11 protein-coding genes are annotated in these 12233 nt (G+C 58.3%); all 11 read right to left on the bottom strand.

What is annotated here, in order from left to right; translation table 11 throughout:
• Window positions 1-11 precede the first annotated feature (11 nt).
• The 11 genes from BN4275_RS13330 to BN4275_RS13280 all read right to left on the bottom strand — a co-directional run bounded on the left by BN4275_RS13330 (window position 12) and on the right by BN4275_RS13280 (window position 12205).
• Window positions 12-959: an ABC transporter ATP-binding protein gene (locus BN4275_RS13330; RefSeq protein WP_066459131.1), complete on the bottom strand. Its 948-nt coding sequence runs from the start codon at window positions 957-959 to the stop codon at window positions 12-14.
• Between the two features lie 9 nt (window positions 960-968).
• Window positions 969-1937 (bottom strand): ABC transporter ATP-binding protein, encoded by a 969-nt coding sequence (locus tag BN4275_RS13325; protein ID WP_066459129.1) that lies wholly within the window; start codon window positions 1935-1937, stop codon window positions 969-971.
• A gap of 16 nt (window positions 1938-1953) precedes the next feature.
• The gene (locus tag BN4275_RS13320) at window positions 1954-2817 is read right to left on the bottom strand and encodes an ABC transporter permease (protein WP_066459127.1); all 864 of its coding nucleotides are present in this window, start codon (window positions 2815-2817) and stop codon (window positions 1954-1956) included.
• A gap of 15 nt (window positions 2818-2832) precedes the next feature.
• The gene (locus tag BN4275_RS13315) at window positions 2833-3762 is read right to left on the bottom strand and encodes an ABC transporter permease (RefSeq protein WP_066459125.1); all 930 of its coding nucleotides are present in this window, start codon (window positions 3760-3762) and stop codon (window positions 2833-2835) included.
• A gap of 135 nt (window positions 3763-3897) precedes the next feature.
• The gene (locus BN4275_RS13310) at window positions 3898-5457 is read right to left on the bottom strand and encodes an ABC transporter substrate-binding protein (protein ID WP_066459123.1); all 1560 of its coding nucleotides are present in this window, start codon (window positions 5455-5457) and stop codon (window positions 3898-3900) included.
• A gap of 53 nt (window positions 5458-5510) precedes the next feature.
• Complete coding sequence (locus BN4275_RS13305; RefSeq protein ID WP_066459121.1) at window positions 5511-6911, bottom strand: SLC13 family permease; 1401 nt, start codon at window positions 6909-6911, stop codon at window positions 5511-5513.
• Between the two features lie 137 nt (window positions 6912-7048).
• The gene (locus BN4275_RS13300; protein WP_066459118.1) at window positions 7049-8326 is read right to left on the bottom strand and encodes a TRAP transporter large permease; all 1278 of its coding nucleotides are present in this window, start codon (window positions 8324-8326) and stop codon (window positions 7049-7051) included.
• 17 nt (window positions 8327-8343) lie between these two features.
• Complete coding sequence (locus tag BN4275_RS13295; protein WP_066459116.1) at window positions 8344-8859, bottom strand: TRAP transporter small permease; 516 nt, start codon at window positions 8857-8859, stop codon at window positions 8344-8346.
• 82 nt (window positions 8860-8941) lie between these two features.
• Complete coding sequence (locus BN4275_RS13290; RefSeq protein WP_066459111.1) at window positions 8942-10051, bottom strand: TRAP transporter substrate-binding protein; 1110 nt, start codon at window positions 10049-10051, stop codon at window positions 8942-8944.
• Between the two features lie 64 nt (window positions 10052-10115).
• Window positions 10116-11189 carry an NAD/NADP octopine/nopaline dehydrogenase family protein gene (locus BN4275_RS13285; protein ID WP_066459109.1) on the bottom strand — a complete coding sequence of 358 codons (1074 nt, stop codon included), beginning with the start codon at window positions 11187-11189 and terminating at the stop codon, window positions 10116-10118.
• Window positions 11190-11215: 26 nt separating this feature from the next.
• Window positions 11216-12205 (bottom strand): ornithine cyclodeaminase family protein, encoded by a 990-nt coding sequence (locus tag BN4275_RS13280; RefSeq protein ID WP_066459107.1) that lies wholly within the window; start codon window positions 12203-12205, stop codon window positions 11216-11218.
• Between the last annotated feature and the right edge of the window lie 28 nt (window positions 12206-12233).

The raw sequence follows: 12233 nt of genomic DNA, 5'->3' as shown, positions 1-12233 counted from the left end.
TGAACCTCCGATTAAAATTTGATGCAGGCCGCCATATGCCCATCCCCGCGGTCGCGCAGCGGGATGTTTTCCCGGGTGCACTCCTCGGTCGCGTACTTGCAGCGGGCGGCGAACCGGCAGCCCGGATGCGGGTTGATGGGGCTGGTGACCTCTCCGTGGATGATCTCCCGGTTGCGCTTCTCCCGGTTGACGACCGGGATGGGGATCGCGTCGAGCAGCGCGCGGGTGTACGGATGGATCGGATTTTGGAAGAGCGCGCGGACGTTTGCAAGCTCGACGCACTGACCCAGGTACATGACCGCGATATTGTTCGAGATGTGCTTGACTACCGAGAGATCGTGCGTGATGAACATGTAGGTGAGTCCCAATTCGTCCTGCAGGTCCATCAGCAGGTTTAAAATCTGGGCCTGGATCGAGACGTCAAGCGCCGAAACCGGCTCGTCGCAGACGATGAATTTGGGATTCACCGCCAGCGCGCGAGCAATGCCGATGCGCTGGCGGCGGCCGCCGTCGAGTTCGTGCGGATAGGCGTTCTCCAGCCGCTCGGCCAGCCCCACCGTATCCATCAGCTTGCGCACCCGCCCATAGATCTCGTCCCGCTTGCAGCATTTGGTGACGATCATCGGCTCGGAAATGAGCTCGGCCACCGAGAGCCGCGGGTTGAGGCTCGCGTACGGGTCCTGGAAGATGAGCTGCATCTGGGTGCGCAGGTCGCGCATCTCCCCTTTGCCCAGCTTCACGATGTCCTTTCCTTCAAAGAGGACCTGTCCGGCCGTCGGTTCGGTCAGCCGCAGGATGGTGCGCCCCAGAGTGGATTTGCCGCAGCCGGACTCGCCGACCACCCCGAGCGTCTCGCCCCGGTTGATTGAGAGGTTGACGTCGTCCACAGCGTGAAGCATCCCGTTTTTGACATCGAAATATTTTTTCAGGTTGACGATCTTCAATAAAACCTCTTGCATCGTATCCTCCTACTTATAGAGATGACACTTCACGACGTGGCCGTCGCGGCAGTAGTCCTCCGGGCGCTCGGTCTCGCAGACCGGCATCTTCTTGGGGCAGCGCGGGCAGAATTTGCAGCCTGCCGGCAGGTCGGTGGGGTCGGGCATCAGGCCCGCGATTGGGCTGAGCCGTTTGGTCTCGGATGTAAGGTTGGGGATGGCATTAAAAAGCCCCACCGTATAGGGGTGGTGGATATCCCCGTTATAGATGTCCTCCACCGTGCCGTATTCGATGATCTCCCCCGCGTACATGATTGCCACGTAGTCGCAGGTTTCGGCCACAATCCCCAAATCGTGGGTGATGAGGATCATCGAGGTCCCGAGCTTCTGCTTGAGCTCGTACATCATCGCCAGAACCTGTGCCTGGATGGTCACATCGAGGGCGGTGGTCGGTTCGTCCGCGATGAGCAGCTGCGGTTCGCAGGCCAGCGCGATCGCGATCACCACCCGCTGTTTCATCCCGCCGGAAAACTGGTGGGGATACTCGTTTTTGCGCTTGGCGGGAATACCCACCAATTCGAGAATCTCCTCCACCCGCTGTTCAATCTGTTCGGGAGTCTTGTTGTCGTTATTGTGGAACTGGAGGTTCTCCGCGATCTGTTCGCCCACCCGCATGATCGGGTTGAGGCTGGTCATCGGGTCCTGGAAGATCATCGATATCTTTTCCCCGCGGATCGCACGCATCCCCTCATCGGATTCCGCGAGCAGGTCCTTTTTGTCAAACAGGATCTTCCCCTTCACAATCTTCCCGACCCGAAACGGCAGCAGCCGCAGGATCGAGAGCGCGGTGGTGGTCTTGCCCGCGCCGGTCTCCCCGACCAGCCCGAGCGTCTCCCCGCGGCCGATCGAAAGGTCAATCCCATTGACCGCGTACACCGTCTCCTCGTCCGTCTGATAGATCACTTCGAGATCTTGAATTTCCAAAAGTTTATCACTCATTGCCGCACCTCTCACATTAATTCTTCAGACGGGGATCAAGGGAATCCCGCAGGCCGTCGCCAATCAGGTTGAGCGACAGGGCGGAAAAGACGATCGCAAGCCCCGGGAAAAGCACAAGATAGGCCGAATACCGCATGTATTCGCGCCCCTCCGAAAGCATCGAGCCCCATTCAGGGGTTGGAGCCGCGACGCCCATGCCGATAAAGCTGAGGCCCGCCGCAAGGATAATCATTTTGGCCACCGACATGGTCGCCTGTACGATGATCGGCCCAATGGCGTTCGGGATGACGTGCTTGCAGATGATCCGAAAATCGCTCGTTCCGCAGGCGCGCGCCGCCTCGATGAAGTCCTGCCCCACCGTTGTAAGCACCGCCGACTTCACCACCCGGGTGAAGCCCGGGATCGAGCCCACCGTGACCGCGATGATGAGGTTTTTGAGGTCCGCGCCCAGCGCGGCCACCACGGCCAGCGCCAGCAGCATCTGCGGGATGCTCGCGAGCACGTCCATGCCGCGCATGATGAGCATATCCGCCTTGCCGCCGTAGTAGCCTGCGGCAGCGCCCAGAAAGCCCCCGACCACCAGCGAAAAGAAGGTCGAGATGAAGCCGATCGAGAGCGAGACACGGCTTCCGTGCACCACCCGCGCAAACAGGTCCCGCCCGTAGGCATCGGTGCCGAAAATGTGCTCGGCGCTCGGCGGCTGCAGCCGGATGGCCGCGTTCTGCTTGATGGCCAGCGTTTCATAGTCGCAGATGAAGTTTGCAAAAATTGCGAAGAATGCAAAAATAAGAATCAGCACCAGACCGATCATCGCGGCCTTGTTCTTGCGAAACCGTTTCCAAATCTCCAGCGCCTTGCTCTTTTTTTTCGGTTTTGCCATCGTTTTCTCCTCCCGTTACCGTTCGTATCTGGCTTTAATTCTCGGGTCCACGTACGCGTACACCAGATCCACGATCAGCATGATGACGCAGGACATGATCGAAAGAAACAGAATCGCGGCCATGATCTGGGGGATGTCCTTGGAACGGATCGAGGTGACGATGAGGGTACCAAGCCCCGGCATCGAAAAGACCGTCTCCACGATCATCGTGCCGCCCAGCAGGATGCTCAGGTTGGTGCCCAGCATGGTGATGATCGGCAGCAAAGCGTTTCTCAGCGCATGCTTCCAGATGACCACCTTCTCCTCCGCGCCTTTTGAGCGCGCAGTGCGGATGTAGTCCTGCCGGATCGTCTCGAGCATGGTCGAGCGGGTCATGCGCATGATGCTCGCGATGAACGGCAATGCGATTGTGATCGAGGGCAGGATAAAGTTTTTCAGGCTGTCCGCCCCGTTCGGCGGCAGCCAGTTGAGATGCAGCGAAAATATTAAAATCAGTATCAGCCCCAGCCAGAACCCCGGGATCGCCGCCATGAACATGGCCGTGATGGTGCTCACCATATCCATGGCGGAATACTGTTTGACCGCAGCCAGAATCCCAATTGGGATACCGAACACGACGGTCAGCAGCACCCCAAACACCGACAATTTGATCGAGGTTGGAAACCGCGCCATGATTTCGGTGACGACATCCTGGTTGGTCCGGTAGGACTGGCCGAAATCCCCGTGCAGTGCGTCGACGACGTAGTTTACATAGCGAACCAAGAACGGGTCGTTCAGCCCCATTTCTTCCCGCAGTTCCGCTACCGTTTCCTCGGAGGCATCCTCGCCAAGGATCAGACGCGCCGGATCGCCGGGGGTCAGGTCAAGGATGAAAAAGACCACAAAGCTCACGCAGAGCAGAATCGGGATCAGCAGCAGAAGTCTTTTTATCACATATCTGTACATAGTCTCTCCTTATCGCTTTCGCAGGAGCCGGCCCTGTGCAGCAAGGCACAACCAGAAATGCGGTCCGATTGCATTTCTGGCTGCGACCGCTTGCGGGGACCGTCCGGTCCTGTCGTCTTGAAGCGCTCTCCGGTTTTACCAGTGGAAATCCGCGAAGTCATACATCGAGTCGTCTTTGATCTTGACGCCCTGCAGATTTTTGTCGTAGACAAGGGTCGCCGCCTTGTAGTAGAGCGGCAGGTAGACCGCTTCGTCGCGCACAATTCCGATGACTTCTTTGTAGATTTCATCGCGTTTCGCACGGTCGCTTTCGACGCGCGCCGTGTTCAGAAGCTCGTCGACCTTCGGGTTCGAATATTTGCAGTAGTTGTAGTCTCCCTCGGTGTGGAAGAGCCGGAAGAAGGTGCGGTCGGTGTTGGTCGGGTCGTAGCCCTGTCCGGAGATGAGCATGTCGTAGTCGCCGGTGGCGATCTGGGTGTAGTAGGTGCCGGATTCGAGCGGCTCGAGCACGAGGTTGATCCCCACGTTCGCGAGCTCCTCCTGCATGACCTGGCTCATCTTCTTGTTGGTGCTGCTCTCGATAAAGACCAGGCGCAGGCTGAGCTGCCCTTCGGAATAGCCGGCTTCGGAGAGCAGTTTCTTCGCCTCATCGGGGTTGTAATCATAGACCTTGACGTCCTCGGTGTAGCCCTCGGCGCCGGGTTTGAGCGGCATCTGCGCGAGGGTTCCCTTGCCTTCGAAGCCGATCGTGTTCATCGTGTTGACATCGACCGCATAGCTGATCGCTTGGCGAACCTTCTCATCGGAGATTGTCTTGTTATTAAAGGTGATAAAGTAGAAGCTGTTCGCTACGTCCTCGAGGACGGTGAGCTTTTCGTTGGTCTTGGCCTGCTCGACGTCGACCGGGACCGCTTCGGGATAGAAATCCACGTCGCCGGTCTCAAGCGCGATGAAAGCGGTGTTCGAGTCGACGATCAGCTTGATGACCATATCCTTGAGCGCGGGCGCGCCGTTAAAATAACCGTCGTTCGCCTTGAGCACGATCTGCTGCGCGGGTTCCCACTCAACCAGGCTGTAGGCGCCGGTGCCGACCGGTTTGCGGCCGAATTCATCACCAAGATCGGTGACGGCCTTCTCGCTCACGATGTAAATCTTCGCGACCATCGAAAGGATGCTGCCGTAGGGGTAGTTGAGATTGAGCTTGACCGTGCTGTCGTCCACCACGTCCATGCTCTTCATCGCAAACGAGTAGCTGCGGACCTTCGGCGCCTCGATTGCGCGCTCAAAAGAAAATTTGACGTCGCTGGCCTTCAGGTCCTCGCCGTTGTGAAACTTGACGCCGCTGCGCAGTTTAAAGGTGACCGATTCGCCGTCCGGCGCGATCTCCCAGCTCTCAGCCAGGGCAGGAACGATCTCCTTGGTCTCGTCGTCCACCTCGACCAGCGCGTCGAAGAGGTTGCGGATGACCTTCGATTCAAAAATCGCATTGGAATTGTGCGGATCAAGGGTGTTGAGGTCGGTCGTCATGACCATGTTGAGGTCGGTGCGCGCCGAAGCGCCCTCGGCGGACGCGTTCGCGCCCGGCTGGGCCGTGTTTCCCCCGCCGGATGAGCTGCCGCCGTTGCCGGAACAGCCGGAAAGCAGCATGGTTGCCGCAAGAATCCCTGCGAGAATGCTCGTAAATGTTCTTTTCATAGTTACCTCCTAATAATGCGTGCTTATTCCAAAATTCCGCCTTCGGCGGAGGGTCAAACGATACCGATAATCATCCACCAGGCGGCTGAAATCAGCACAACCGCAGCCGCCGGGATGGTGAACGCAAAACCTAATTTCGCCACTTCCTTCACCGAGTACATCCCCGCATTCTCCCCCATTCCGATGGTGAGCGAGATGTTTTGATAGGGAAAGAACCACTGGCCGATCGTTGCGAGATAGACCGCGAAGGCTACCGGCACAATACCCACTCCCATCGGCTCGGCCACGATGAAGAGGGCGGGAAGCGCGAGGGTGATGACCGCGGTGACGCTCCCGAGCAAGAAGTGCAGGCCGAAACAGACCAGCACGACCACCAGCATAAGACCCATCACGCCACCGGAAATCTCCTTTGGACAGAGCAGGTCGGCCAGAAACTGGTTCATCCCTGTCGCGCCGCCCACCATTCCAATCGCCATGCTGGCGTTCAGGAAGAGCAGCGTACCGAGATTGATCTCGGCGATGTCCCGCTGCTCGATGACGTCCCCGATCACTGGCATCGCCATCAGAACCGCGACTGCCAAACTCACCCAGCCCACGTCGACATGGTGGATGCTGTCGGTCATCCACAATATAACCGCCACCGCGAGCCAGAAGAGGGTCTTTTTCTCCTTTATGGAGAGCGGTCCCATCGTCTCCAGTTCCCGCCGGGCGAGTTGCACATCGATGCATAGGTTCTTTGGACCGCGCACGAGTAGCATCTGCATCCCGCAGGTCAGAACACCCAGCAGCAGCGCGGGCACCAGCATGATCCAGAGCCAGTCGAGCCAGCCTGGGCGCACCGCCTCGGGGATCAGATTCAGAAGAAGCATGTTGATCGAGCTGTCACCGGTCATAAACAGGAGCCCCGCGCCGTTTTGCGCGGCGAAAACCGCAAGGCCGATGTTGATGGCGTACTTTTTTTCCATATCGGTCTTCTCGATGATGAAGGACATGACCGACATGATGAGAAACGCCCTTGCAAACGACTGCGGGATGATGAGGCTCAAAAGATAGCTGAGGATATAGCAGGCAAAGATAATCTGGTCATAGTTCTTTACAAATTTTGAAATGAAAATGAGTGCCAGCCGCCTGCCGATCCCCGAGTGCTTGATCGCGCCCGCGATCAGGAAACCGCTCAGAACCATATAGGCCATCGGCATGGTCCAGAACTTGAAAATCAGTTGGGGCTGTACGGTTTCGGAGTTTAAAAAGAGAGAGTACCCCATCAGCAGCGCACAGGAGGAAAGCCCGACCGGCATCACCTCAAAGCCCCACCAGACGATCACGCAAAGCGAGATTGCAAGGCAGATTCGTCCGTCCTCAGCGATTGGGAGCGGCGCTATCAGCAACACAGCAGCTGTTGCCAGCCCCAGCAGCAGTCCGAGGGGACGCTTTTGCAGAAATTTTTTTATCACAGTGAAAATTCTCCATCATCTTACAAAATTATAGTCCAGTCGCCGGAGTTCGTCTTTTTGAACACAGCGGAAACCGCCCGCTATGGATGCACAGATTGCCCCCCGGCGCCCGGGGGGCAATCGATGGGCTGACCGCGTCAGGACGCAAGCAGATTGGGGACAAACATCGAAATCTCCGGAATAAACGAGATAACCAGCGTCGCTATAATAAGCAGGATCAGGTACGGCATTGTGGATTTTACGACCTTCCCCATGCCCATATTGGCCACCCGCATGCAGACAAAAATGTTCATGCCGAACGGCGGGGTCATCATGCCGATCTGGGTGTTCAGAATACACATGATACCAAAGTGAATCGGGTCCATGCCGTACATGATGAGGGTCGGAAGCACCATTGGTCCAAGGATGACGATGACCGAGATGATATCCATGAAGCAGCCGAATACGAACAGCACCAGCGTGAGCGCGATAATAAATACGAATTTGTTTGGTATGTACTGCTGCGCGGCGGCCGAGAGGGCAGCGGGCAGTTGCATATTTGTGACGAACCAGGTGATCGGCGCGGCGCAGCCGAGCATGACCGAAACAATGGTCGCCTCGGCGGTCGATTTACCAAACATCGCCGGCAGTTCGGCAAGTTTGCAGGTCTTATAATAGAAGACCTCGATGATCGTGATGTAGACGATCGAGATTGCCGCCGCTTCGGTCGGGGTGGCGATGCCGCCGTAGATGCTGCCGAGGATGACGATTGGGAAGAAGAGGGCCGGCACGTCTTTGAGGAACTCCTTGAAACCGTAGCGCTCCTTCTCCTCCGTTTTTTTAGTGCCAACTCCGGTGCGCTTGCAGGTGATCGCCACATAGACGCTCCAGATAATCGCCAGGATGATACCCGGCAAAAACCCCGCCGCGAACAGCTTCGCGACCGAGAGCCCCATCGCCACGCTCATCGTGACCATCGGGACGCTTGGCGGAATCAGGATCCCCAGCGAACCGGCCGAGTTCACAATGCCGGTCGCCATCTCGGGATCGTAGCCTTCACCGATCAGGGTCGGAATCATGAGGGTGCCGAGCGCGACGATCGTCGCGAGGCTCGATCCCGAAATCGCAGCAAAGAAGGTGCAGGCGAAGATGGTGGCGATTCCAAGGCCGCCCGGCAGCTTGCCGAACACCTTTTTCATGACGTTGATCAGGCTCTTGGCTGTGCCGCCGCGCGCGGCGATGCCGCCCGAAATGATGAAGAAAGGGACCGCCAGAATGGTGTAGCTGTTCATGCCGTTGAACATCATCTGGGCGACGATCTGCGGGTTATTGTTCAGCAGGAAGATCGCTCCGATCAGCGAGACAGCCAGCAGGATGAATGCGATCGGAAAACCCAGAAACAGAAATACAAAAAACAAAAGCATTAACCAAGCCATTGAGCAATCCTCCTTTCCTACTGCGCTTTGGCAGGCGTATTGGGTTTATCCTTCTCTTCCATGGGCGGGAAAATGATCCGCAGAAGGAAGCGGACCCCCATTCCCACAAACGCGACAGCCATGACCGCGTAGAAAAACCACACCGGCCAGCCGAGCACCGAAGTTTTTGCATGGAGCTGGAACATCTTTTTGACAGTCTGGTAGCTGATGGATGCCATATAAAACGCAATTCCGCTGCAGAGCAGGCCGCTGATTACGCCAATGATCCGGCAGGCCGCCTTTGGCAGGATCGATTCAAAAAGCCGCACTTTCATGAGGCTGTCGTCAGTAACGCCGTTGGCGGCTCCGACCATCACCACACAGATATAGACATATTGCGCAAACTCCTCCAGCCAGGAAAAGCTGCGCAGACCACACCACCTGATTGTAATCTGAACGAAAACCATCAGGGTCATGACCATGAAAAAGCCGCCCATCAGCGCCTTTTCAAAGCGCCCGATCTTTCCAAGCGCCCGGTTCACCTTTGCACGCAAGCCGGATTCCCTCCTCTATTCCTCTGAATTGTTATTTTGGTTTTCCCGCCGCCGGAGGGCCCGACGGCGGGGATTGTCAGACTTATTTTTTTACCATCTTCTGCATGAGGTCGTAGGTGTAGTTGAAGAGATCCTCACCTACTTCGGGTTTGTATTTGTCCCAAACCGGACGGCAGGCATCCACAAAGGTCTGTTTCTCTTCCGGGGTCAGGTCGGAAGTGATCTTAAAGTCCGGATATTCCTTGGCTGCGCGCTCATAGCTGTCCTTGATGTCAGTGCGCGAGCACTCGAAGCCGTATTCGTCCGCCTTGACGCCCGCCTCGACGAAGATCTGCTGCTGTTCCGGGGTCAGCTTGTTCCAGAGCTCGGAAGAGACGACCAGCAGGTGGTTCTGGAACATGGTGTCGAGCTGGGTGTAGAACTTGTTGCTTTCGATGAATTTCTGGTCGAGGTTTGCGATGACCGAGCTGTCCTCGCCGTCCACAAGCCCCTGCTGCAGCGCCGTGTAGACCTCTTTCCATGGGACGTTGGTCGCGGTCGCGCCAAAAGAGTTGAAGGTGTCGATGATGATCGGGGAGCCGATTGTGCGGATTTTGAGGCCCTTCATGTCGTCGACCGTGCGGATCTCGCGTTTGGTATTCGAGACGCCACGGCCGATACCGATGGTGAAGCCGAGGGTCTTGCAGCCGGTGCGCTCCTCGACCGCATTGAAGATCCGCTCACGGAAGCCTTCGTCCCAGCACATGTCGATATAGGTGTCGAGGTCGTTGAAAAGGAATGGGAAGGAGAAGATGTTGACCTCAGGCACGACGGTGCTCAAAACGGCCGAACTGATCGGCGACATCTCCAGCGTGCCGGTCAGCACCTGCTGCATGACGATGTCCTCCGCTCCGAGCTGGGAGTTCGGATAGACCTCGACCTTGATTGCATTGTTTGTCTTTTCCATCACATAGTCGCCAAAGACGTTCATCGCGATGGTGGTGTTGTTGTCGGCCGCCATCTGGGTCGCAATGCGCACCAGGATCTGGCCTTCGGGCGCGGGGGCCGCTGCATCGGAAGCCGCTTCGGAAGCGGCAGAAGCCGTCGGGGCGGGCGCCGCGGCGGAGCTGGCCTCGGGTTTGGAGCCGCTGCATCCGGCGAGCATTCCAATGAGCATTGCCACTGCGAGGATCATACTTATGTTCTTTTTCATTTTTTTGGCCTCCTCATATTTTCGAGCAATTTATTTTCGCCCTGCCGTCCGTCAGGGAATGGGGTCATTGCAGATTGCCGGGGTCCCGGAAACTCGCGGCGATCTCCGCGGGGGTGCGGGCTTCGATCCCCAGGCTTTCCAAGGTTCGGCCCTGGGCATAGTAGTCGGTCTGGTTCACCGCCGACGCCACCGCCACAAGCCCCTCGAAGAGCGGCGTTGCAACCCCGATCGCTCGCGCCACCGAAAGGAACAGGCAGTCGAGCATCGGGACGTCCTCGGTGATATACCGCCCGGTCAGGCTCTCAGGACCCTCAAGCGTCCGAAAGCCGTCGAAGGCGTGCGCGTCGTGATCCGCGAGTTTGCGGTAGAAGCCGGCCGGCGACGGCCCGCAAGCGAAGCCGAGCGCATCCATGACTCGTTTCTTCTCCTGCCAGAGCGCATCCGCCAGGTTGATGGTGCTGCGGCAGATGCCGTCGTTGAAAACGCGGTAGGGCCCCTTCGCCGTTTCGATGGCGCCTGCGTTCAGCAGGGTGAGGTCGATATGGGCGATCAGGTTCGGCCCGTTGAATGCGGTTTCGAGCACACAGCTCGCTGGCGTGAGTTCGTACACCCCGGAAAACGCCTCGACCAGCCGTTCCGTATCCCTTTCCGGGACCGCGGCCGCCGCCTTGGGCGCATATTTCCCGCCCGAAAAGACCTTGCCCGGGCCGATCATCCGGCAGGGATAGAGATTTCCGCTGGTCTCCCCCACCACGATGTCTCGCCGGCCCAGCCGGTTAAAGACCCTGCGGTAAACGAGCGACCCGGCGCTGCCGGCGCTCAGGAGCACCACCCCGTCCTTCGGGACGTGCGGAGCGATCATCTCGGCGACCTCCTCGTCGCGGTTGGCGATGGTGCAGCAGATGACCAGATCGGCCCCGTCAAGCGCACAGGCGACATCGGTAGTCGCCATCGCGAGTTCCCCCACCGTGTCGAAGCCACTGCCGCTCAGCGCGATCTTTCCGATCGCGGCCGTCTGTTCCAGGATTTCACGATAGGCCTCACTGTCGCAGAGCCGCGCTTCATGCCCGCGGGAAGCGACGTCCGCGGCCACCATATGGCCGGTGCTTCCGCCGCCTACCACTGCAATTTTCTTCATGGTATTCCTCCCTCTAACCGCCCGGATCAGACCAGGCGGATAATCTGGCCCACATCCTGCGCGCAGGCGCGCTGGTAGATGAGTTTCCCAACCGCCACGTCGAGCGCGCCCATCCCGAAGTGGGTGTAGACGATCGTCTCGTCGTCCCGCTCGCGTCCGGGCTTCGCTCCGCTCAGGATCTCGGGCAGGTCGGCGTAGACGTTTTCCATCGTAAGATGGTAGTCCTCGAACACCGGGTCCTCCAGGATCTGCCGCCGGTCGGCCTCTTTCGATCCGAGAACCCATTTGTCACAGGTGATTGCGGCCTTGGGGTCGAGGTCGAAGAGCGAGTAAAGCCCCGCCACGAAGCATCCCTTCGGAATCCAGCCCGCTTCAACCACCGGCCGCCGCGAGGTGGTGACGGTCATCAGGATATCCGCCCCCTCGCAGGCGGTCTGTGCGTCGGAACAGCAGGTCACTGTGAGCCGGTCTCCGTAAAGTTCCCGCATCCGCTGCATGGCGGCGGGGTGAATGTCAAAAACACGCAGCTCCCGCAGCGCAAAGAGATCGAGAAAACTTGCAACGCCGCTCACCGCCTCGGTGCCGCAGCCGATCACCGTCAACACCTGCGAATCCGGGCGGGCGAGATGCTTCGCGGCGACCGCCGCGTGCCCGCCCGCGGTGCGCATCGCGGTGATCGAGGTTGCCTCCAGGATCGCGTAGGGCTGGCCGTTGCGGTCATCGTTTAAAAGCAGGATGCTGCCCGCGCAGGAGGGATAGCCCGGCTGCTGATTTTCATACATGTTGACCCATTTGACGCCGGCGACCTGCTGGCTTTTGATATGGGCCGCCATCGCCATAATCATGTTTGCACGGCCGTCATCCACCCAGATGGGTTCCTTGATCGGATGGAAAATTTCGTGGCGCGCCAGCGCGAGAAAGGTCTCTTCGACTGTGTCCACCACATCACGGTAGCTCACGAGGCTTTCGACCTCGGCTTTCGAGAGGACCCGGATGTCCACATGATAATCTGTCATCGCTTCGCCGCCTTTGCATCATTTTGAG

The organism is Anaerotruncus rubiinfantis, assembly GCF_900078395.1.
GTDB lineage: Bacteria > Bacillota > Clostridia > Oscillospirales > Ruminococcaceae > Anaerotruncus > Anaerotruncus rubiinfantis.
This window is presented reverse-complemented; position numbering and strand designations above follow the sequence as displayed.